Genomic DNA, 20,965 nt, shown 5'->3' on the forward strand with positions numbered 1-20,965 from the left:
CGCAAATTTGTACAGCGGTTCCCGCTGGTGATTGTTTCTAATACAATGCGCGGTGATGAATCGCCTGTTTTTCCGCTTTTTTATACTGGTGATGCTGTCCATCAGTGCGGCGGCATTCATCGTCTATTTCGCGATCAATCGCCTGTTTGGCGATCCGCTGGATTCGATCGCGCGGCGCCAGGCCGCAGCCCAGATCTTCCTCCTCGAGCAGTACATCGACCAGGCGCCGGCCGACGAATGGCTGGACCGCCTGAACCGCGTGCGCGAAGTGTCGGGCGTACGCTTTGAGCTGGTGCCGCTGTCCGAAGTGCGCAAGCAGATCTCCGGCCAGGATGCGGCAGGCTTCGAGCGCGGCGGCGTGGTGCTGGATATCGGCCGCAAGGCCTTCTACCGGCGCGTTGACCTGGTCGGCGAGCGCTATATCGGCAGTAATGACGAAGCGCTGGTGGCGCAGGACCTGCCGATCGATATCGGTTTTGCACTGTCGATGGAGGCCGTACGCTACCTGATCGTGGCGCTGGTGCTGCTGATTCCTATCGCCGCCTGGTCCCGCTCGCACTGGCAGGGATTGCAGCAGCTGTCTGACGTGGCGGACCGCTTCGGCGGCGGCGAACTGGGGGCACGGGCGCATATGGAGCCGGAAGACAGCATTTACCCGCTGGCCGAACGCATCAACCACATGGCCGACCGCATCGAACGCCTGCTCGACTCGCAGCGCAACCTGCTGCATTCGGTGGGACATGAAATCCGCACGCCGATCGCGCGCCTGGAGTTCGCGCTGGAACTGCTGCGCGACGTGGCGGAGAATCCTGCGCTGGACAAGCGCATCAACGCCATGGAAGGCGACCTGCGCGAACTCAAAGAGCTGGTCAACGAGCTGCTGGGCATGACTCGCCTGGACGCCGAGCCGCACCTGCAGCGCAAGCGCTTCGACCTGGGCTCGGCCCTGGCCCATTGCAGCGAGACCCTGCCGCCGTCCGAAGGCATGGCGCTGGAAATGGAGTTGGGTGAAAAGCTGGGCCAGATCAATGGCGAGCAGCGCTTGCTGGAGCGCGCCGTCGGCAACCTGCTGCGTAATGCATTGAAGTACGGGACGCATACGGTGCGCCTGTCGGCAGTGCGCATGAATGACGTGGTACAGGTGGCCGTTGAGGACGACGGTCCCGGCATCCCCTATGCAGAACGCGAGCGCGTCTTCGAACCATTCTACCGTCTGGACCGCAGCCGCGACCGCAACACGGGCGGCTTTGGCCTCGGCCTGTCGATCGCGCGCAAGGCGGTGGAACTGCACGGCGGCACGCTGGCGGTTGGTACCTCCGCGCTGGGCGGCGCGCGCTTCACCATCACCCTGCCGGGCTAGCAAGCGGTCTTGGTCTGCAGGCGATGCGGCGGTTTGTTCTCCTCGCCGCGCCCAATCCGTTCGAATTCGGAGATAACCTGGGCGCCGAACAGCAGCAAGGTCGCGCCAATCTCCAGGCTGAACATCACCACGATGGCGGTCGTCATCGAGCCGTACACCAGGTTCACCTGCGACAGGGTGGAGAAATACCAGACCAGCACATGGCGCGCCACTTCCCACAGCGCCGTCGCGGTAGCGCCGCCGATCAGCGCATGCGCACAGGACAGGCGCCCGACCGGCATCACCAGGTAGATTGAACTCAGCATGAGCACCTCGCCTGCCAGCCCCAGCAGGTAGAGCAACACGCCGGAAAGACCGTGCAGCGACCACTCATAGCCGAACAGGTACACGCTTTCCTTGCCGATCACTTGCAAGCTGCCTGCAACAAGGGTCATCACCAGTGCACCAATGCCAAGGAAGAGGATGTAGCAATACGGCAGGATGGCCGACACCAGGTAATGCCGGCGGCGCACGCGGGCACGGTGCAGGAAGATGAAGCACATCGCATTTTCCAGCACCGAGAAGGCCAGCGAACTGAAGAACAGCATCACCAGCACCAGGGCCCAGCCGACGAGTTCGCGATGCTCGAGGAAATGGCCGACCTCAGCCACCACGGCCTGGGACTGGCCGGGGATCAGCCATTCCAGGTAGCGGCCAATAATTTGCAGCAGCTCCTGCTGCGGAATCACGTGCGACAGCGCCACCACCACCAGCATCAGCAGCGGAACGATGGACAGCAGCGAGTAATAGGCGACGGCGCCCGCCAGCAGCAAACCCTGGTTAGCCTTGAAACCCTTCAGGCATCGTAGTGCAAAGCCCAGGGGATGCTCCAGCACAAAAGCCACCGCCCTGTGCTTGAGTATTCGCATCGCCCCATTCTACGCTAGTGAACGATATCGACGTAGCGCCAGTTGGTTAGCTCGACCGGGTGCCGTTTGTAATTTTTCAGCCAGGGTTGCTGGATGTCGGCCGAAATCGGATGAATCAGCAGCACCCAGGGATTGTAGGCGTGGATCAGCTGGTTCATCTCGCGATAGATGGCATTGCGCTCCGGACCGTCGCTGAGCTGAGTCGCTTTCTCATAGCGGATGTTGTATTCCGGCAGGTTGAAACGGGCGTAATTGGCGCGGCCGCTATTCGGCCCATACAGCAGCTGGTAGAAGTTTTCCCCATCCGGGAAATCGGCGACCCAGTTGGTTTCGAACATCTGCACCTTGCCCAGGCGGCTGGCCTTGATGATCTCGGTCTTCTTGTCGGTTTTAAAGCTGACGCGGATGCCGAGTGCATTCAGGTTCTTGCGCCACAGTTCGTCACGCAGGCGTCCCACCATGGTCGGCTCGCTGTGCATGAGCAGCGCCAGCGGCTGGCCGTTGGGCAGGGTACGGAAGCCGTCCTTACCGACCTTATAGCCGAAGCGGTCGAGCAAGGCTTTGGCCAGCTTCGGGTTGTAGCTGATCGGGCTGCGGTAGTTCGGGTCATAGCCGAGCACATTGGGCGGCAGCGGGCTCTGGGCGGGAATGGCGAGGCCTTTCTTGAGCAGGCTGATGTCTTCCGGACCGTTATAGCCGAGGGCGATGGCACGTCGCAGGGCGACCTTTTCCTTGCTGTAGCCCCCGATCACCGGGTCGTCCATGTTCATCCACATGTAATATGTCTGCAGCACCGGGAAGGGGGCCAGCACCATGCCGCGTGCGGCCAGCTCTTTTTTCAGCACCGGCTGCGAGGAAGCCGGGTCGAGCACCATGTCGCGCATCGATTCCGGCACCTGCTCGATATAGTCGAATTCGCCGTTCAGGAAGCCCAGCACGCGCGACTGGTATTCCTCCATGATCTTGACTTCGACCTTGTCGACCATGGGCAGGTGCTTGCCTTGCCAGACTTGCAGGTAGCCCTTGTTGGCGGCCAGCGTGATCTTGTCGCTGCGCTTCCATTGCTCCATGGTGAAGGGCCCGCTGCCGACGGGGTGGTTGCCGACCTGGCTGCCGTAGACGTCGGTCACCTCCTTGGCGACGGCGCCGGTGGCCGGCAATGCCAGGTAGAACAGCAGGCTGGGATCGGGTTCTTTCAGGGTCAGGCGCAGGGTGTATTTGTCGAGCGTGCGCAGGTCGGCCAGTTTGCCGTCGAACATGAAGGCCCAGGGCGATTTCAGGGCGGGATCGAGCAGGCGCTCGATGGCGAATTTGTAGTCCGCCGCCGTAACTTCGCGCTTCTTTCCGCTAAATGCAGGATCATCGGCGAAGAACATGCCTGGCCGCACGTGCATGGTCCAAACCTTGCCGCTGGCGTCGCTGGTCGGCATCTCGCGCAGGCCGCTTGGCACCAGCTTGACCGGGCGCGCATCGTAGTCGTAGCGCAGCATGGGTTCGAACAGGTTTTCCAGCAGGCTCAGACTGGCGATGTCGGAGGCGACGGCCGGGTCGAGGCCGGTTTCGCCCGTCGAAAGGAAGGCGTGCAGGACTTTGTCGGCCGCCATTGCGGTCGGCGCGATGGCAGCGAAAGCGAGGGTAGCGGCGAAAACGCGAAGTCTTTTCATGCGGCAGAAGCATAAGCCAGAGCACGGCGATACGCCAGCTTATAACTTTTTTACCCTATACTTTCGCTGCAAAAACCATCATAAGAGCTGCATCCATGTCCCTTAACTATATCTGGTCCGGCTTTTTCCTCGTTGGCTTCGCCGCCGCCATCCTGCAATGGCTGTTCACTGGCGACACGGAGATTTTCAAGAAGGTCATCGACGGCACGTTCGATTCCGCCAAATCGGCGGTGATGGAAATCGCCCTGCCATTGGCAGGCATCATGACGCTGTGGCTTGGCTTGATGAACGTTGGCGAAAAGGCGGGCGCCATCGGCTGGCTGGCAAAAATCATTTCACCGTTCTTTTCGCGCATCTTCCCGGAAGTGCCGAAAGACCACCCGGCCACCGGCCATATGGTGATGAATTTCTCGGCCAACCTGCTCGGCCTGGACAACGCGGCAACCCCGTTCGGCCTGAAAGCAATGGAAAGCTTGCAGACCCTGAACCCGAACAAGGATACCGCCAGCAATGCGCAGATCATGTTCCTGGTGCTGCACACGTCCGGGCTGACGCTGATCCCGCTGGCCATCATGGCGCAGCGCGCTATTCTCGGTGCGGCCGATCCGTCGGATATCTTCATCCCTTGCATCATTGCAACCTATGTGGCCACCCTGGTCGGCATCATAGCGGTCTCAATCCGCCAGCGCATCAACCTGTTCGACAAGGTGGTGCTGGGCTGGCTGGGGGGCATGACCGCAGCCATCGGCGGCTTGATCTTCTATTTCACACACTACCTGAGCCGCGACCAGATCGAAGTGGTGTCCAAGGTGGCCAGCAACCTGATCCTGATCGCCATCATTTCCGCCTTCCTGATCGGCGCACTGCGCAAGAGAGTGAATGTCTACGAAGCCTTTATTGAAGGCGCCAAGGGCGGCATCCAGACCTCGCTCACCGTCATCCCTTACCTGGTGGGCATGCTGGTCGCGATCAGCGTGATCCGTAATGCTGGCGTGCTGGGTATGATCATGGATGGCGCAAACTGGACGCTGGCCAAGCTTGGCCTGGCGACGGATTTCGTTCCGTCACTGCCAACCGCGCTGATGCGCCCCTTCAGCGGCAGCGGCTCGCGCGCGCTGATGATCGATGCGATGAAAACCTATGGACCGGATTCCTTCGTAGGCCGCCTGGCCTGCATGTTCCAGGGCTCGGCCGATACCACCTTCTACATCGTTGCCCTGTATTTCGGCTCGGTCGGCATCCGCAAGACGCGCTATGCGATTTCCTGCGGTCTGATCGCGGATTGCGCCGGTGTGCTGGCCGCGATTGCCGTTGCCTACGTCTTCTTCGGATAGGATCTTTCATGCGCAGACTGCTGCTTGCCTCACTGTTCGCCGCGATCGGCGCTTCCGCCCAGGCGGCGCTGCCGGAGCCCATTGCCCGCCTCGCCGCCGAGAAGGGCATTCCCGAGGATGCCATTGGCGTGCTGGTGCTGCGCGGTGACCAGGTGCTGGTGTCGAATGAGGCCGCGCGCGCGTTCACGCCTGCGTCAACGATGAAGCTGTTCACCACCATGGTGGGACTCGAAGTGCTGGGGCCTCAATTCCGCGGCCGTACCGAATTGCGTACGAGCGGCCAGGTATCCGGCGGCGTACTGCATGGCGACCTGGTGCTGCGCGGCGGGGCCGATGTCGACCTGACCGCCGATGCCTTCACGCATATGCTGGAAAAGCTGCGCACCAGGGGCATCCGCAAAATTGAAGGTAACCTGATGCTGGACCGGCAGCTGTGGCAGCCAGCGCGCGCCGATGCCGGCGCGCCGCCTTTCGATGAAGCACCGGAGGCCTACTACAACCTGATCCCCGATGCGCTGCTGCTGAACATGAATTTGCTGACGCTCGACATCACCTCCGATTCGACGTCGATCAAAGCCAGCGCCTTGCCGGAGTTGGACAATGTGCGCGTGCGCTCCGACATGACACTGGTGAATACAGACTGCTCACGGTGGGAAGAAGGCTGGAAGGTGCCCGAATATATCCGCAGCGGCTCGCGCGTGACCGTGGTCCTGAAAGGAACCTTCCCCCGCAATTGCAGCAAGACCAATGTCGTCAACGTACTGGATCGGACCGACTACGCCGAGCGCCTGTTCCGTGCCACGTGGGAGCGGCTGGGCGGGCGCTTTACCGGCAAGGCTTACGAGGTCTCCGCCGGCGAATCGCAAGCCTACAGCAGCCTTCCATCAATCCTGCTGGCCGAGCACGTGAGCCGTTCGCTGCCCGAACTGGTTCGCGATACCAACAAATCGTCCGACAATGGGCTAGCGCGTACCATCTTCCTGAGCCTGGGCAGCCTGCAGGCCGATCCCCAGCTGGGCAGCCGCCCGGTCAGCGATGCCTCGCCGGCGGAAATCCCAGGCGGCGCCGAAGCAGCGCCAGCGCCAATGAGTACCAACGCCCGCTCGGAAATGATGGTCCGCAACTGGCTGCGCGCCCACGGCATCGACGACAACGGCATGGTGTTCGAGAACGGCTCCGGCTTGTCACGCGCAGAGCGCTACAGCCCTGAGCAGATGGCGGGCTTGCTGAAGGCTGCACAGAAGTCGCTGTGGGCCCCGGAATTCCTTACCAGCCTGCCGATTGCCGCCATCGACGGCACCATGAAGCGCCGCCTGAAGGACAGCCCGGCCGCGCTGCATGCCCGGATGAAAACCGGTTCGCTGAAAAACGTCATCTCGGCGGCAGGCTACGTGCCGGACGCCGAGGGCCAGCAGTGCATCGTCGTCGTGATGGTCAACCACGAGCGCGCCAGCAATGGCAACGGCCGTGCTATCGTCGACGGTTTGATAGACTGGGTTGCACGCGCAGATGGCAAAGAAAAGTAAGTCGATTGGAACCGCAGTACTGGCCGCCGCCGTGGCAGTAGCGGCCTATTGGTATTGGTCACCACTGCTGGTCATGCACCAGATGAAGGAAGCGGTTCGCACGCATGACGTGGAGGCCTTCAATCGCCACGTGGATTTCCCTGCGCTGCGGGAAAACATGAAAGACAATATCGCAGGCAGGCCGGGCGATGGTGCGCTCGATGGCCTGGGGCGTTTGCTGGGCGGGGTAGTGGTCGATGCGCTGGTGCGTCCGGAAGCGGTGATGTTCGTGCTGGAGCACGGCGATTTCGCGAAACAGAAGCGCCGCGACGAACCTGTCGCCGAAGCCCCGCGCGAGGAGGCGCCGCCGCCGGGCGAAAACAAGCCGAAATGGGTAACGGAGCGTGAAGGCATCAACCGCTTCGTCGTCCACAACGACAAGATATCCCTGGTCCTGGTGCGCAACGGCTTCGCGGACTGGAAGCTGTCCGAGCTTCGTTTATGACGCAGGAAGCGCTTTTCGTGTCGCCCAAACGATCGGAAGGCTGAACAGGAAGATGTGCGACAGGATGTCCATGCCCCATGAGAACGCATTGAACGTTACGGGGCGCGGGAACGCCGATAGCGGCAGCACCACCAGCCGCATGATGAAGAACACCAGCAGTCCATAGCCTGCGGCGGCCAGCATCGGGCTGGCGGCCAAGGCCGGCATGCGCCTGGCCGCCACGAAGAAAGCCGCCATCCACATGAAACTCAGGGCGAAATGGCAAGCCAGGCCGATTGCGGCGGCGGTTGTGCCGCCTGTGAACGCGGCCTGCCCCAGTGCCCCGCTGGCGACAACCTGCAGCAGCCGCTCCGGTGGCGTCCCCCGTAAGGCGGCAAACGACATCGCGAACAGGATATCCAACAGCCCGCCCAGCGCGCCGCCGGTCAGGATTGCTCGTGTCATGGACCAGGGCTGTCGCATATTGGCCGTCTCCTTCTAAAGGACGCGTGTGTAGTCGCGGCGCACCGCTACCCGGTCGCCGCAGTCGAAATGCCACCATTCTGTCTTGATGCCGGTGAAGCCTGCCTGGACCATCGCGTCGCGCAGCAACCGGCGGTTGGCCGCCTGGGCGGCGCTCAGCTCACCGCTCGCGAGATGCCTGGCCTCGAGCGCAGGGTGGGAAAGTTCGGTCATATCGTCAAAAGCCGTTCCCATGTCCAGCTCCTGCCCGGAGGGGCCAAGGAGGGTGATGTCGACCGCCATACCGAAGGAGTGGATCGAGCCGCGCTCCGGCGGCGCCAGGTACATCTGCAGGCTTGTTCCGTCCAGCGCTTCCCACAGTTCCTCCTGCACGCGGTGCGGGCGCAGGGCGTCCAGCAGCAAGGCCTGGTGGCCCGGCGCATGCTGCGCCAGCCAGGCCACCACCCGCTCGATGGCGGCCGCTGCATCGCGGTGCAGCCAGGCGCAGTCGAGTGGAGAATACAGGTCGCGGCCGACGAAGTTGTCGGGCCCGGCGTAACGTAGATCCACGGCGATGCCGGCAATGCTGCTCAAATGGCGGAAAGCGGCATGGCCCGCGACGTCTTCGCTGCGGATGGTGTTGGCCATTACTGCTTCGGCTTCGGCGCGGTCAGCACGTCGAGGATGGCGGCGGATTCGGCGTCCGGCACGCCGTCCCATTTGGTGTTGCGGTACTTGGCCTGGAAAACGACCAGCACGTTGTGGGTTTCCGGATCCAGCACGCCGGTTTGCGGGGTGGCGTAGCCGTGCTGGGCGAGTTTTTGCTGGAACCAGGCGATGTCCGGCAGCTCTGCCTCATATTTGGGCAGTGCCGCGGCGACGGCATTGGCGTCCGGCCAGGCGATCAGGCCTTCGTCGGCCAGGCGCTTCCAGGGGAACAGTGGGCCCGGGTCCTGCTTGCGCTGCGGGGCAACGTCGGCGTGGCCAAGGATGTTTTCCGGCGCGATCTGGTGGCGTTCCTTGATTTGCTTGAGCAGGGCTACCAGCTGGTCCATCTGGCGGTCGCTGAAAGGGTACCAGTGGCGGCCATCCGGTTCATCCTTGAAGCCCGGGTTGACGATTTCGATGCCGATCGAACTGTGGTTCAGTGCCGTGTAATTCTTCCAGCTGCTCAAGCCGGCGTGCCATGCGGCGCGGTTTTCATCGACCAGGGCGTAGAAGCGTGGCTCCACTTCGTCGGTCAGCAGATAGTGGGCGCTTACCTCCTGCTCCGTCAGCACCTTGACCGACAGCGGCAGGTCGATTGCCGTGTAGTGCAGCACGATAAAGCGCACACGGCTGCTCTGGCCCTTCGACGTCAGGGAATGATCGATGTTCGGCAGCGGCGTGGCGCAGCCGGTCAGCAGTGCGATGAGGGAAGCAAGCAGCAGTTTTTTCATGGTTTCCTGGATTAGTTACGCGGCAGGGATGCCAGCCGCGCAGCCGCATGATGCGGTGTGGCACTACGTTTTTGCAAATTCAGTCCCGGCGGGAGGTCGGAGCGCATGGCTTCGAAAATCAGCGGGTGCAGTTCGGCGGCGCGGCCGGACAGCACGATCGGCCGTTCGCCAAAGCGGGTCACCAGGGCCAGCGCCAGGCGCGCCAGCTCGCGCCCCGCCTGCAGCAGGATGTGGCGCGCCGCCGGGTCGGCGCCGGCGCTCATGGCCACTGCCAGCGCCAGCTTGCCGATCTCGCCGCGCTCCTGGGTGTTCATGAAGCTGCGCGAGAACGACCAGTCGCTGCCGCCGATGTGGTCGAACACGGCGTGCGCCATGGGCGACTCCTGCCAGACACCGGGCTGTTCGTCCTCGCCGCGCCAGATGCGCCGCATCGCTTCGCGCGCAATCCAGTAGCCGCCGCCCGCATCGTCCAGCGTGACGCCGCGGCCTCCCGCGCGATGGAACTCGCCCTGTTCGTCGATGAAGGCGGCGATGGAACCGGTGCCCGCGTAGACCAGGTAGCCTTCGCCGGGTTCGAAAGCGTCGAGGTAGGCGACTTCGATATCGTTGCAGAGGGTGATCAATTCGCCGCGCACATCCAGCAGCGTGGAGAGCCAGTCGACCAGCACATGGCCGTTGCCGCCAAACCCGGTCAGTCCGGCGCAAATGCGCGCCGGTTTGCCGGTCGCCAGCACATCACGCGCCAGTTTGCTGAAGGCGGCGTGCACCTGATCGCGGCCGGCCGGCTTGGCTAGCATCAGGGCGGAAAGCCCGGCGACCGTGCCCTCCGCCACGATGACGCCCGCCGCATCGGACAGCGCCCAGCGCGTCTCCGTGCCGCCAGCATCAATGCCTAAACCCAGGATACGATCGGTGTCAGGTTTGTCCATTATCGCTTGAGTGTACGTTAAAACATGACATATTTGCATGAAAGCCGCTCCGGCTCCCATTCAAAAAAGTTATAACGCTGCGGAAACTCTTGGACTTTCATTCCCGAGGCGGTCGACGGCGGACACCACCACGCTGCGCGCAGAGACGCCGTTATCGTCGGTCAGCACCACTTCGCTGCGGCCAGCCGGCACCACGTTGAAGCGCCATTCCTCGCCATAGCGCGCCCATATTGCAAGATGGGTCGCGCGGGCGGCGTTGCCGAGTATGACAGCCAGTCCGCTGGCGTGGCGCTTGACTGACACGGTGGGTGCCGGCGGCGCTTCGCTGCCCAGCCAGGGCGACGCCGGTACCAGGGCCGGCCCCTGGTAGCTGGCGGCCTTGAGCTGGTCGGCCACGCCTTTGCGATTCTGCATCAGGGCGACCATGCTGAAGTGGATGTGGCCATTGGCGTTGGCGCGGCTGCGCATCAGGTTCACCTGCTGTACGATTTCTTCCGGCGCGAAGGACTTGCTGCTGTCGTCGATGCGGCTGGTGTACAGGCCCGGCCAGATATGGCGGCCACGCTTGTTCTGCCCCAGCCAGTAATCGAGCAGCACCGGGAAGGCTTGCGGCTGCTGGGCGATCGGCCAATACAGCTGCGGCGCCAGGTAATCGAGCCAGCCGTTTTGCAGCCAGGTTTCGGCGTCTGCATACAGCTTGTCGTACTGGCTGAAGCCTTGGATGCCGGGCGGGCGGCGGTCCGGGCGGCCAATGCCGAAAGGACTGATGCCAAAGCGTATCCACGCTTTTTCCTTGTGGATGCCGGTGTAAAGCGCTTCGATCAGCTGGTTGACGTTCTGGCGGCGCCAGTTGGCGCGGTCCAGCGTGCCGCCGCCTTGCTGGTAACGCTGGAAGGATGCCGCGTCCGGGAAATCCAGTTCGGGCTTGTTGCCGTTCGATGGCGCGTCCAGCGCCGCCTCGCCGCCGTTGGCGCCGGGCGCTTCGATCGGGTAGGGATAGAAATAGTCGTCGATATGCACGCCGTCAATATCGTAGCGGCGCACCACGTCCAGGATCACGTCCAGGGTTTGCTGGGCAGCGGCTTCTTCGCCAGGATCCATCCACAGGAACTTGCCGTACTGGCGCACCACTTGCGGCCTGGTGTTGGCGATATGGTCACGCGCGTTGGGCGTGCGCGCGGCGGAATGCCGCGCGCGGTAGGGATTGAACCAGGCATGCAGCTCAAGGCCGCGCGCGTGGGCCTGGGTGATCCAGAAAGCCAGTGGATCCCAGGCTGGTTCCGGCGCCTTGCCTTGCTGGCCGGTGAGGAATTCCGACCACGGTTCCAGCTTGGAGGGGTAGATCGCGTCTGCGCTGGGGCGCACCTGCAGCACGATGGCGTTCAGGTGCAGTGCCTTGGCGCGGTCGAGGATGGCAATGGCTTCCGCCTGCTGGCGACCGGACGGCAGGTTGCTGCGGCTTGGCCAGTCGATGTTGGCGACCGTCGACACCCAGGCGGCGCGGAACTCGCGCGGCGCCGCTGGCGGCTGCTCGCCGGTGATGGGCTGCTGTACCGGAGCGGCGGCCGTCGCAGGCGTTGGAGCGGTGCCGCCAGCACCTGCCGGCGAAGGCACGGCTTCGCCTTCGGCTGGGGCCATCGGCGTCGACGTACACGCTCCCATTAATGCGGCCACGCCGGCCGCGGCGGCGGCTATGGTCAGCCGCCTTTTCGCATTAAAAGCCAAAACCTAATCCTCACATCAGCAGGAGCCGTATTCTACCCACTATTCGCGGCCGAACTCCGGGTCAATCTTGATCAGGGCCGTCATGATGAAGGCCGGTATCGTCGCCGTGCAGACATAGATGAAGAAATGCTGATAGCCGAGATATTCCTGGATCGCGCCGCTGGCCATCTGCGGAATCATCATGCCCAGCGCCATGAAGCCGGTGCAGATCGAATAATGGGCGGTCTTGTGCTCGCCCTGGCTCACCATGATCATATACATCATGAAGGAGGTGAAGCCCAAGCCATAGCCAAACTGTTCCAGCGCCAGGCAAGTGGAGATCCAGGCGAAGCCCTGGGGCTGCGCTTGCGACAGGTAGACGAAGACCAGGTCCGGAATGTGGATCGCAATCGCAAAAGGCCACAGGCAGCGCTTGAGTCCAAAGCGCGCAATCAGCCAGCCTCCAACCAGGCCACCGAGGATCAGGCCGATAATGCCTACCGTACCGTAGGCGATGCCCACTTCGGCAGTGCCCATGCCCAAGCCGCCTTTTTCCAGCGGGTCTTTCAGGAAAGGCACCACCATTTTCAGCAGCTGCGATTCGCCCAGGCGGAACAGCAGCAGGAACAGCAGGATCACGACGATGCCGTCCTTGCGGAAAAAGGCAGCGAAAGTGGCAAAGAATTCCTGCATTGGCGAAACAGCGTGCTTGGCAGGCGCATCCTCCGCCGGCCGGGGCAGGACGATGAAGTGATACATCGCCAGCAGAATGAACACCGCCCCAGCCACGCCGAAGGTCACCGCCCACGCCATATGCGGATTGCCGTAATGCTTGATGATTTCACCGGCCAGGAACAGCAGGCCGCCATTGCAGGCCACGTTGGCCGCACGGTAAAAAGTGCTGCGCACGCCGACAAATTCCGCCTGCTGCTTCTGCCGCAGGCCGAGCATGTAAAAGCCGTCCGCCGCGATATCGTGGGTGGCGGAGCTGAACGCCATCAGCCACAAAACGCCCAGGCTAAGCTGGAAAAAATTCGATAGCGGCAGCGTGAAGGCCACCGCTCCGAGCGACACACCCAGCACCATTTGCAGGATGACGACCCAGGCACGCTTGGTGCCGAACATTTCGATCAAGGGAGACCAGAGCGGCTTGATGACCCACGGCAGGTAAAGCCAGCCGGTGTAAAACGCCATGTCCGTGTTGGAAATGCCGAGGTCCTTGTACATCGCGGTGGAAAGCGCCATCACCGCAAAGTAGGGAATGCCCTGGTTGAAATACAGTGTCGGGACCCAGCCCCAGGGGCTGCGTTGCTGCGCTCGATCCATTACGTCCTTTCTTATCGGCCGAGCGCGCCGCGTACGCTGCCCTTGGCCTGGTCCAGCAAACCTTGCGCCTGCTGCACCGTGGTTTTCTTCAACAGGGCGACTACCGCCACCTTGACATGGAAGCCGCACTGTTCCAGCGTTTTGCGAGCTGTCGTTTCGTCGGCGCCGGTGGCGTGCATGGTAAGCCGCACCGTGCGTGCAAAGAGCTTCGCGTTGGTCGGCTTCAAGTCTACCATCAAGTTTCCATAAACCTTGTTCAAGCGGACCATGATGGCGCTGGAAATCGTGTTCAGCACGATCTTCTGCGCAGTGCCTGCTTTCAGGCGCGTGCTGCCGGAGATGATTTCGTTGCCGGTATCGAGAATGATGCCGAAATCGGCTTCACGCAAGACGGGCGCGCCCGGGTTGTTGGCAATGCCGATGGCCAGCGCACCGGCGCCACGCGCGGCTTCGATGGCGCCCAGCACATAGGGGGTGGTACCGGAGGCGGCCAGCGCCAGCACCACGTCGTCCTTGCCGGGATTCAGCGCCAGCAGGTCGCGCGCGCCTTGCGCGCGGTCGTCCTCCGCGCCTTCCACCGCCTTGAACATGGCTTCCGCACCGCCTGCGAGAATGGCGACGGCACGCTCATACGGCCAGGAAAAGGTGGGATACAGTTCAACGCTATCGAGCACCCCGAGGCGGCCGGAGGTGCCTGCGCCAACGTAAAGCAGGCGCCCGCCCGCTTCGATGCGCGGCACCGCTGCTTCAATCGCTTGGGCAATGGCGGGGATGACGGCGCGCACTGCCTGCACCGCGTTCAGCTGGTCGTCGGCGAAGGCTGCGGCCAGTTGCTCTGTGGGATATTGGTCCAGTTCCAAATGCTGCGAACTGGGGGATTCAGTTTTCAGCATGTCTCAACATATGGCGAATGGCTTATGCAGCCCTGCGCATCTCCGCCACGAAATCGTAATGGTCGCTGCGGCAGTAAGAGTGCGTGAGCTCGATCGCCTGTCCCGACTCCAGATAGGCGATACGGGTAATGAACAGGACGGCCTGTCCTTCCGGTACTTCCAGCTGGCGCGCAAGTTCGGCCGAGGCGTTCATGGCGCGAATGTGTTGCAGTGCGCGTGCCGGTCCTTTGCCCACTGAATCCAGGTATTGGTACAGCGAGTCGCCAATCAATTCCGGGTTGGCGACGATGGTTTGCGGCAGCACGGAGACTTCGTAAGCCATCACCACGTCATCGGCCAGGCGCAGGCGTTCCAGCCTTGCCACGCGGGTGTTGGGCGACAAGCCGAGACTCAGTTGTTCGTCCGCCGTTGCGGCGACGAGGGCGCGTTTGAGCCAGCGCGAACCGGGCTTGTAGCCGCGCTGCGAAAGCTGTTCCGAAAAACTGGTGAGGTTGGACAGCGGCTGCTCGATGCGCGGCGCGATGTAATTGCCCGAGCCGCGGCGGCGCACCACCAGGCCCTGGTCGACCAACTGGTCGATGGCCTTGCGCGCCGTGACGCGCGATACGTTCAGCAGTTCCGACAGGGTCCGTTCGGAAGGCAGGGCCTGGTCTACCTGATAGCGTCCGTTTCGAACATCGTCGCTCAACTTGCGGGCAATCTGCATGTACAGCGGCGAATTGTCTTGTTGGTCTGGTTTGAATTCAGCGCTGGTGAGGCTCATTACTTTTCTCCTATAGTTGCTAGTGTAATAGCGAAAGGTAAATTACGCTGCTCTTTTCATTTACCAGTTGAAGTGAGCATCGATGCCATTTACCAACGGTATTTGAATTAATTTGCCATGAGGCAACATTACGCTTAAGCTTTACGCTTCATTTCCCGGAGATGGAATGGCGAACGGTAAGCAGGTAATAGTGATCGGCGGCGGCGTGGTCGGCCTGGCGTCAGCGTGGTGGCTGCTCGAAGCAGGCCTCCGCGTGACCCTGCTCGAACGTTCCCCGACCGTCGGCACTGCCGCCAGCTACCGCAATGGTGGGCAACTGAGCTATCGCTATGTGTCGCCGCTGGCCGATGTCGGCGTGCCGAAAAAAGTCATGGAATGGCTGTTCGAGAAAGATGGCCCGCTGCGCTTCCGTCCCGAAGCCGATTACCGCCAATGGCGCTGGATCGCACGGTTCCTGAAGAACTGCAATGCCGAGACCAATGCCCGCATTACCGCCAAGCTGCTGCAACTGGGTGAGCTGAGCCGGCAGTCGCTGACGCAACTTGAACTGAAGCTGCCGCTGTCCAAATTCAACTGGCGCAATGCCGGCAAGCTCGTGGTCTATCGCAGCGAAGAAGCCTTCAAGGCGGCGCTGGACAAGCCCGGTGTCGATCAAAACCGCGCCGTGCTATGGGGCGCCGATACGGCCCGCATCGAGCCTGCGCTGGCGCACGTTGCCTCAAAGCTGGCCGGGGGCATTTTCAATCCCGGCGAAGCGGTAGCTGACTGCTATGCCTTCTGCCTGGCGCTGGAAAAGCGCATTTATGCACACCCGCGTTTCGAACGCTGCATGCACACTGCCGCGCGCCATATCTTTGTCGACCGCGGCAGGGTGTCGGCAATTGAAACCGATGCCGGCTGGATCACGGCCGATCATTATGTGCTGGCCGCAGGCATCCAGAGCCGCGACCTGGCTGCCACTGCGAACCTCGACCTGCCGATGTATCCGCTGAAGGGCTACAGCCTGACCGCCCCGATCGGCGGCGAGCACGTGCCGCCCAATATCAGTGTGACCGATTTCGAACGCAAGACCTTGTACGCCCGCATCGGCAACGAACTGCGCATCGCAGCCATGGTCGACCTGGTGGGTGAAAACAAACGAATCGACCGGCGCCGGATTGCCAGCATGTCCCGCATGGCGCGCGAAACGATGCCGGATGCCGCCGACTACGACAAGGCCGAAGCCTGGGCAGGCCTGCGGCCAGCGACGCCAAACGGCGCACCAATCATCGGCCCCACGCCATACCCCAACCTCTGGCTCAATGTCGGTCACGGCGGGCTAGGCTTCACCTTCGCCTGCGGCAGCGCGAGCCTGCTGGCGACCCTGATGCGCGGCAAAGAGCCGCCCTTCGAGCTCGACTTCCTGGCCTATAAGGCTTAGCCCAAATATTTCGCAGGAACGCTGTCGGTTAGCCAGACGCCGTTCTCGGACAAGTAGAAGAGGTGGCCATCACGGGCCATCTGGCCTGACGCCACGAGCAGAATGACCGGCTTGCCGTGACGGCTGCCGACTTTTTCGGCAGTCGCACGGTCGGATGAAAGGTGTACATACTGACGCGAGGCCGAATGCAGGCCGCTTTCACGGATCGAATCCAGAAATCGGGTTGCGGTTCCATGGAACAGTTGCTCGGGCGGTGTTTGCGGGGCCAGTCCCAGCGCTATTTCTACCGAATGTCCCTGGTTGGCACGGATCTTCGCGCCATCGGCGCTGATCGCAAATCGTTGCTTATCGCTCTCTGCGACAATGGTTTCGATCTGATCCCGGCTTAGCTGTGTGCCGCGAGCGGAGGCCAGGGCGATCAGTTCATCGATAGAGGACCACCCGTTCGGATCAAGAGTCAGCCCGATTTCTTCCGGTTTGTGACGCAAGATCAGGCTGAGGAACTTGCCGGCACTTGCATTGTTCATATTGCTCATTTGGCACATATTAGCCCAAACGCCGATATGGCGGATAATGGCGGGATGTCCAAATCCAAGACCCCTGTCGGCTGCCCATGCGGCGGTCCTTCTTTTGAGGCTTGCTGCGGCCCCTTTATCGAAGGGAAAGCCCTGCCGGAGACGGCTGAGCAGCTGATGCGCTCCCGTTATTCCGCCTATACGCTCCGGAACGAGCCGTATTTGTTGTCAACTTGGCATGAGAGCACCCGTCCAACGGAGCCAATTATTCAGCAGGACGAGAAGCTCCAATGGCTGGGACTTGAGGTAAAATCTGCTTTACGTTTACGTCAACGTAAAGCAGAGGCCCAGCCGAACGAGGATTTTGTCGAGTTCGTTGCCCGCCTGCGCGTGGATGGCCGCGGCCAGCGTCTGCATGAGCTGAGCCGCTTCCTGCGCGAACCGGGCGAAGGTGGCTTGCGCTGGTTTTACGTCGACGGCGAATTTCCAGAATAAGACAAGAGGACGAGACATGCCGCATATCGAAAGCAAACTCAATCCGCGCAGCGAGGACTTCAAAGCCAACGCCGCCGCCATGCAAGCCCTGGTCGACGACCTGCGCGCCAAAGTCGCGAAAGCGGCGCAAGGCGGCGGCGAGGCGGCCAGCGCCAAGCACGTGGCGCGCGGCAAACTGCTGCCACGCGACCGCGTACAGATGCTGCTCGATCCCGGCACTCCCTTCCTCGAGTTCTCCCAGCTGGCTGCCTACGATATGTACGACAACGCCGCTCCGGCAGCAGGCGTGATCACCGGCATCGGCCGCGTGAACGGCCAGGAATGCGTGATCGTGTGTAACGACGCCACCGTGAAGGGCGGCACCTACTACCCGATGACGGTGAAGAAACACCTGCGCGCGCAGGAGATCGCGGAGCAGAACAACCTGCCATGTATCTACCTGGTGGACTCGGGCGGCGCCAACCTGCCGAACCAGGACGATGTGTTCCCGGACCGCGACCACTTCGGCCGCATCTTCTTCAACCAGGCCAATATGTCGGCCAAGGGCATCCCGCAGATTGCGGTGGTGATGGGTTCCTGCACCGCCGGCGGCGCTTACGTGCCCGCCATGTCGGACGAATCGATCATCGTCAAAGAGCAGGGCACCATCTTCCTGGGCGGCCCTCCGCTGGTGAAGGCGGCGACCGGCGAAGTGGTTTCCGCTGAAGACCTGGGCGGTGGCGACGTGCACACCCGCCTGTCCGGTGTGGCCGACCACCTGGCGCAGGACGATATGCATGCGCTGTCGATGGCCCGCACCATCGTCTCCAACCTGAATCGCCAGAAGCCGCAGCAAGGCGTGCTGCGCGACGCGGTGGAACCGAAATACGCGCCGGAAGAACTGTACGGCGTGATTCCGGTCGATACCCGCAAGCCTTTCGATATCCGCGAAGTGATCGCGCGTATCGTCGACGGCTCCGAATTCGATGAATTCAAGGCACGTTACGGCACCACCCTGGTATGCGGCTTCGCCCATATCTACGGCATGAAGGTCGGCATTATCGCCAACAACGGTATCCTGTTCTCCGAGTCCGCGCTGAAGGGCACGCACTTTATTGAGCTGTGCTGCCAGCGCAAGATCCCGCTGGTATTCCTGCAGAACATCACCGGCTTCATGGTCGGCCGCAAGTATGAAAACGAAGGCATCGCCCGTAACGGCGCCAAGATGGTGACTGCTGTCGCTACCGCCTCCGTGCCGAAATTCACCGTGATCATCGGCGGCTCCTTCGGCGCCGGCAACTACGGCATGTGCGGCCGCGCTTACTCGCCACGCATGTTGTGGATGTGGCCTAACGCGCGCATCTCCGTGATGGGCGGCGAGCAGGCGGCTGGCGTGCTGGCCACCGTCAAGCGCGACGGCATCGAAGCCAAGGGCGGCAGCTGGAGCGCCGAGGAAGAAGCAGCCTTCAAGCAGCCGATCAAGGAACAGTACGAGCACCAGGGCCATCCTTACTACGCCTCCGCGCGCCTGTGGGACGATGGCGTGATCGATCCGGCCGACACCCGCATGGTGCTGGGCCTGGGCCTCTCCGCCGCGCTCAACGCGCCGATCCCGGACACCAAGTTCGGCGTGTTCCGCATGTAAGGAGTGATGACGATGACCTACGAGACTTTGACCGTCGCCATCAACGACAAGATCGCCACCGTCACCCTGAACCGTCCGGACGTGCGCAATGCCTTCAACGAGCATTCGATCAACGATCTCACGCGCGCCTTCTCGGAACTGGGCCGCAACGAAAACGTGCGTGCCATCGTACTGGCCGGGAACGGCCCGGCCTTCTGCGCCGGCGGTGACCTGAACTGGATGAAGAAGATGGCCCATTACACCCACGAGGAGAATGAGGCCGACGCCATGCAGCTGGCGCAAATGCTGCGCACTATCTACCTGTGCCCGAAACCGACCATCGCGCGCGTGCATGGCGATTGCTATGCGGGCGGCATGGGCCTCGTTTCGGCCTGCGACATCATCGTCGCAGTGCCGGAAGCGAATTTCTGCCTGAGCGAAGTGAAACTGGGCTTGATCCCCGCGACCATTTCGCCGTATGTGATCAAGGCGATGGGTGAGCAGGCTTCGCGCCGCTATTTCCTCACCGCCGAACGTTTCAGCGCCGCCGAAGCACACCGCATCGGCATGGTGCACGAACTGGTCGCCGCCGACGCACTGGACGCCAGGATGGCGGAAGTGCTGAAGGCGCTGGTGACCAACAGCCCGAACGCAGTGAAGGAAGCCAAAGTGCTGGTGCGCGACGTCGTCGGCAAGCCGGTGAACGATGCCCTGCTGGCCGATACGGCCGAACGCATCGCCCACATCCGCGCTTCCGAGCAAGGCCGCGAGGGCGTTGCTTCCTTCCTCGAGAAGCGCAAGCCGGGCTGGCTGAATTGAACGGAGCAGTTTTTGGAAGTGAACCAACAAAACGATTGGGTAGCACGTAGCCTGAAGTCAGTCTGGCACCCGTGCACCCAGATGCAGCACCATGAAACGGTACCGCTGATCCCCGTCAGCCATGGCCGCGGCGTGTGGCTGTATGACCACCAAGGCAACCGCTACCTGGATGCGATCAGCTCCTGGTGGGTGAACCTGTTCGGCCATGCGAATCCGCGCATCAATGCGGCATTGCGCGAACAGCTCGACATGCTGGAGCATGCGATGCTGGCCGGCTTCACCCACGAGCCGGTGATCCAGCTCAGCGAACGCCTGGCGGCGCTGACCCAGCACAATCTGGGCCACGCCTTCTATGCGTCCGATGGCGCATCGGCGGTCGAAATCGCATTGAAAATGAGCTTCCACGCCTGGCGCAATATGGGCCAGGGCGACAAGCAGGAATTCGTTTGCCTGAAGGGCAGCTACCACGGCGAGACCATCGGCGCGCTGGCCGTGACCGACGTGGCGCTGTTCAAGGATGCCTACGGCCCGCTGCTGCGCGCCACCCAGACCGTGATGTCACCGGATGCGCGCCAGGCCGACGAAGGCGAAACGGCGGCCGACGTAGCGCGCCGCGCCGCCGCCGATGTCGAGCGCATGTTCACCGAACGCGCCGGCAAAATCGCCGCCATCATCATCGAGCCGCTGGTGCAATGCGCCACCGGCATGGCGATGCATGATCCGCTCTACCTGAAACTGGTGCGCGAACTGTGCGACAAGCACGGCGTGCACCTGATCCTGGACGAAATCGCCGTCGGCTGTGGCCGCACCGGCACCTTCTTCGCCTGCGAGCAGGCCGGGATCTGGCCGGACTTCCTTTGCCTGTCGAAGGGCATCAGCGGCGGCTACCTGCCGCTGTCCATCGTCCTGTCGCGCGACGAGATCTATCAGGCCTTCTACGACGCCGACGTCACACGCGGCTTCCTGCATTCGCACTCCTACACCGGCAATCCGCTGGCATGCCGCGCCGCGCTGGCCACGCTGGACATCTTTGCTGAAGATCACGTGCTGGAAGCGAACAAGGCGCGCTCACGCAAGCTGACCGAGGCCCTGGCGCCGCTGGCCAGCCACGAGAACACCGAGAACTTCCGCAACCGCGGCATGATCTGGGCGTTTGACGCGGTCGGCGCCGCGCCGGGCTTCTCGCGCCGCTTCTTCACCGAAGGCACGAAGCAGGAACTGCTGCTGCGTCCAATCGGCAATACCGTGTACCTGATGCCGCCGTACATCCTCAGCGACGAAGAAATCGACGGCCTGGCCGCGCGCACGCTGTCGGTCTTCGAGAAAACGCGGGTGGGCTGAC

General features: G+C 62.4%; 20 protein-coding genes. 9 read left to right on the top strand and 11 right to left on the bottom strand.

Annotation, left to right across the window (positions count from 1 at the left end):
• Positions 1–55 precede the first annotated feature (55 nt).
• Positions 56–1,360 carry an ATP-binding protein gene (locus GM658_RS20190; RefSeq protein WP_155455858.1) on the top strand — a complete coding sequence of 435 codons (1,305 nt, stop codon included), beginning with the start codon at positions 56–58 and terminating at the stop codon, positions 1,358–1,360.
• Here the strand turns inward: GM658_RS20190 and GM658_RS20195 are convergent.
• Both GM658_RS20195 and GM658_RS20200 read right to left on the bottom strand, forming a co-directional pair.
• The gene (locus GM658_RS20195; RefSeq protein WP_155455859.1) at positions 1,357–2,268 is read right to left on the bottom strand and encodes a YihY/virulence factor BrkB family protein; all 912 of its coding nucleotides are present in this window, start codon (positions 2,266–2,268) and stop codon (positions 1,357–1,359) included. The two genes, GM658_RS20190 and GM658_RS20195, sit on opposite strands and share 4 nt — an antisense overlap.
• Positions 2,269–2,282: 14 nt before the next feature.
• Complete coding sequence (locus GM658_RS20200) at positions 2,283–3,932, bottom strand: ABC transporter substrate-binding protein (RefSeq protein ID WP_155455860.1); 1,650 nt, start codon at positions 3,930–3,932, stop codon at positions 2,283–2,285.
• A 95-nt stretch (positions 3,933–4,027) separates the two neighbouring features.
• On the opposite strand from GM658_RS20200, the gene GM658_RS20205 reads away from it, so the two are divergent.
• From GM658_RS20205 to GM658_RS20215, 3 genes are read left to right on the top strand one after another with little or no spacing between them, the layout of a single operon-like run.
• Positions 4,028–5,266, top strand: coding sequence for a spore maturation protein (locus GM658_RS20205; RefSeq protein ID WP_155455861.1), 1,239 nt, complete (start codon positions 4,028–4,030; stop codon positions 5,264–5,266).
• An 8-nt stretch (positions 5,267–5,274) separates the two neighbouring features.
• Positions 5,275–6,792: a D-alanyl-D-alanine carboxypeptidase/D-alanyl-D-alanine endopeptidase gene (gene dacB, locus GM658_RS20210; protein ID WP_155455862.1), complete on the top strand. Its 1,518-nt coding sequence runs from the start codon at positions 5,275–5,277 to the stop codon at positions 6,790–6,792.
• Positions 6,776–7,276 carry a DUF2939 domain-containing protein gene (locus GM658_RS20215; protein ID WP_155455863.1) on the top strand — a complete coding sequence of 167 codons (501 nt, stop codon included), beginning with the start codon at positions 6,776–6,778 and terminating at the stop codon, positions 7,274–7,276. Before dacB ends, GM658_RS20215 begins: the two co-directional genes overlap by 17 nt.
• On the opposite strand, the gene GM658_RS20220 is transcribed toward GM658_RS20215, so the two are convergent.
• From GM658_RS20220 to GM658_RS20255, 8 genes are all read right to left on the bottom strand, one after another.
• Complete coding sequence (locus GM658_RS20220; RefSeq protein ID WP_155455864.1) at positions 7,271–7,720, bottom strand: hypothetical protein; 450 nt, start codon at positions 7,718–7,720, stop codon at positions 7,271–7,273. The genes GM658_RS20215 and GM658_RS20220 overlap by 6 nt on opposite strands.
• A gap of 33 nt (positions 7,721–7,753) precedes the next feature.
• A complete protein-coding gene (locus GM658_RS20225; protein WP_155455865.1) occupies positions 7,754–8,365 on the bottom strand; it encodes a M15 family metallopeptidase in 612 nt (203 codons plus the stop codon).
• Positions 8,365–9,156: a peptidoglycan recognition protein family protein gene (locus GM658_RS20230; RefSeq protein WP_155455866.1), complete on the bottom strand. Its 792-nt coding sequence runs from the start codon at positions 9,154–9,156 to the stop codon at positions 8,365–8,367. Before GM658_RS20230 ends, GM658_RS20225 begins: the two co-directional genes overlap by 1 nt.
• A gap of 11 nt (positions 9,157–9,167) precedes the next feature.
• Positions 9,168–10,085, bottom strand: a complete 918-nt coding sequence (locus tag GM658_RS20235; protein WP_155455867.1) for an N-acetylglucosamine kinase — start codon at positions 10,083–10,085, stop codon at positions 9,168–9,170.
• Positions 10,086–10,154: 69 nt separating this feature from the next.
• Complete coding sequence (locus GM658_RS20240) at positions 10,155–11,723, bottom strand: glycoside hydrolase family 10-like protein (protein ID WP_229416986.1); 1,569 nt, start codon at positions 11,721–11,723, stop codon at positions 10,155–10,157.
• Between the two features lie 126 nt (positions 11,724–11,849).
• Positions 11,850–13,115, bottom strand: a complete 1,266-nt coding sequence (locus GM658_RS20245; RefSeq protein ID WP_155455869.1) for an MFS transporter — start codon at positions 13,113–13,115, stop codon at positions 11,850–11,852.
• An 11-nt stretch (positions 13,116–13,126) separates the two neighbouring features.
• Positions 13,127–14,008, bottom strand: coding sequence for an N-acetylmuramic acid 6-phosphate etherase (gene murQ, locus GM658_RS20250; RefSeq protein WP_155455870.1), 882 nt, complete (start codon positions 14,006–14,008; stop codon positions 13,127–13,129).
• A gap of 22 nt (positions 14,009–14,030) precedes the next feature.
• On the bottom strand, positions 14,031–14,771 hold the full coding sequence (locus GM658_RS20255) for a GntR family transcriptional regulator (RefSeq protein ID WP_155455871.1): 741 nt from the start codon (positions 14,769–14,771) through the stop codon (positions 14,031–14,033).
• A 166-nt stretch (positions 14,772–14,937) separates the two neighbouring features.
• On the opposite strand from GM658_RS20255, the gene GM658_RS20260 reads away from it, so the two are divergent.
• Positions 14,938–16,191, top strand: a complete 1,254-nt coding sequence (locus GM658_RS20260; RefSeq protein WP_155455872.1) for a D-amino acid dehydrogenase — start codon at positions 14,938–14,940, stop codon at positions 16,189–16,191.
• Here GM658_RS20260 and GM658_RS20265 read toward each other — a convergent pair.
• Complete coding sequence (locus GM658_RS20265) at positions 16,188–16,727, bottom strand: RNA 2'-phosphotransferase (RefSeq protein ID WP_155455873.1); 540 nt, start codon at positions 16,725–16,727, stop codon at positions 16,188–16,190. The genes GM658_RS20260 and GM658_RS20265 overlap by 4 nt on opposite strands.
• 45 nt (positions 16,728–16,772) lie before the next feature.
• Between GM658_RS20265 and GM658_RS20270 the strand changes: the two genes are divergently transcribed.
• From GM658_RS20270 to bioA, 4 genes are read left to right on the top strand one after another with little or no spacing between them, the layout of a single operon-like run.
• Positions 16,773–17,201, top strand: coding sequence for a YchJ family protein (locus GM658_RS20270; RefSeq protein WP_155455874.1), 429 nt, complete (start codon positions 16,773–16,775; stop codon positions 17,199–17,201).
• Between the two features lie 16 nt (positions 17,202–17,217).
• Positions 17,218–18,825: a carboxyl transferase domain-containing protein gene (locus GM658_RS20275; protein ID WP_155455875.1), complete on the top strand. Its 1,608-nt coding sequence runs from the start codon at positions 17,218–17,220 to the stop codon at positions 18,823–18,825.
• A gap of 12 nt (positions 18,826–18,837) precedes the next feature.
• Positions 18,838–19,623, top strand: a complete 786-nt coding sequence (locus GM658_RS20280) for an enoyl-CoA hydratase/isomerase family protein (protein ID WP_155455876.1) — start codon at positions 18,838–18,840, stop codon at positions 19,621–19,623.
• A gap of 12 nt (positions 19,624–19,635) precedes the next feature.
• Positions 19,636–20,964 (top strand): adenosylmethionine--8-amino-7-oxononanoate transaminase, encoded by a 1,329-nt coding sequence (gene bioA / locus GM658_RS20285; RefSeq protein WP_155455877.1) that lies wholly within the window; start codon positions 19,636–19,638, stop codon positions 20,962–20,964.
• Position 20,965: the final 1 nt, after the last annotated feature.

Source organism: Massilia eburnea (assembly GCF_009720745.1).
Taxonomy (GTDB): Bacteria; Pseudomonadota; Gammaproteobacteria; order Burkholderiales; family Burkholderiaceae_D; genus Rugamonas; species Rugamonas eburnea.

Excerpts from the sequence above, each read along its gene's own strand:
- GM658_RS20190 (WP_155455858.1), top strand. The coding sequence starts at position 56 with ATGAATCGCCTGTTTTTCCGCTTTTTTATACTGGTGATGCTGTCCATC.
- GM658_RS20195 (WP_155455859.1), bottom strand. The coding sequence starts at position 2,268 with ATGCGAATACTCAAGCACAGGGCGGTGGCTTTTGTGCTGGAGCATCCC.
- GM658_RS20200 (WP_155455860.1), bottom strand. The coding sequence starts at position 3,932 with ATGAAAAGACTTCGCGTTTTCGCCGCTACCCTCGCTTTCGCTGCCATC.
- GM658_RS20205 (WP_155455861.1), top strand. The coding sequence starts at position 4,028 with ATGTCCCTTAACTATATCTGGTCCGGCTTTTTCCTCGTTGGCTTCGCC.
- dacB (WP_155455862.1), top strand. The coding sequence starts at position 5,275 with ATGCGCAGACTGCTGCTTGCCTCACTGTTCGCCGCGATCGGCGCTTCC.
- GM658_RS20215 (WP_155455863.1), top strand. The coding sequence starts at position 6,776 with ATGGCAAAGAAAAGTAAGTCGATTGGAACCGCAGTACTGGCCGCCGCC.
- GM658_RS20220 (WP_155455864.1), bottom strand. The coding sequence starts at position 7,720 with ATGACACGAGCAATCCTGACCGGCGGCGCGCTGGGCGGGCTGTTGGAT.
- GM658_RS20225 (WP_155455865.1), bottom strand. The coding sequence starts at position 8,365 with ATGGCCAACACCATCCGCAGCGAAGACGTCGCGGGCCATGCCGCTTTC.
- GM658_RS20230 (WP_155455866.1), bottom strand. The coding sequence starts at position 9,156 with ATGAAAAAACTGCTGCTTGCTTCCCTCATCGCACTGCTGACCGGCTGC.
- GM658_RS20235 (WP_155455867.1), bottom strand. The coding sequence starts at position 10,085 with ATGGACAAACCTGACACCGATCGTATCCTGGGTTTAGGCATTGATGCT.
- GM658_RS20240 (WP_229416986.1), bottom strand. The coding sequence starts at position 11,723 with ATGGCCCCAGCCGAAGGCGAAGCCGTGCCTTCGCCGGCAGGTGCTGGC.
- GM658_RS20245 (WP_155455869.1), bottom strand. The coding sequence starts at position 13,115 with ATGGATCGAGCGCAGCAACGCAGCCCCTGGGGCTGGGTCCCGACACTG.
- murQ (WP_155455870.1), bottom strand. The coding sequence starts at position 14,008 with ATGCTGAAAACTGAATCCCCCAGTTCGCAGCATTTGGAACTGGACCAA.
- GM658_RS20255 (WP_155455871.1), bottom strand. The coding sequence starts at position 14,771 with ATGAGCCTCACCAGCGCTGAATTCAAACCAGACCAACAAGACAATTCG.
- GM658_RS20260 (WP_155455872.1), top strand. The coding sequence starts at position 14,938 with ATGGCGAACGGTAAGCAGGTAATAGTGATCGGCGGCGGCGTGGTCGGC.
- GM658_RS20265 (WP_155455873.1), bottom strand. The coding sequence starts at position 16,727 with ATGAGCAATATGAACAATGCAAGTGCCGGCAAGTTCCTCAGCCTGATC.
- GM658_RS20270 (WP_155455874.1), top strand. The coding sequence starts at position 16,773 with ATGTCCAAATCCAAGACCCCTGTCGGCTGCCCATGCGGCGGTCCTTCT.
- GM658_RS20275 (WP_155455875.1), top strand. The coding sequence starts at position 17,218 with ATGCCGCATATCGAAAGCAAACTCAATCCGCGCAGCGAGGACTTCAAA.
- GM658_RS20280 (WP_155455876.1), top strand. The coding sequence starts at position 18,838 with ATGACCTACGAGACTTTGACCGTCGCCATCAACGACAAGATCGCCACC.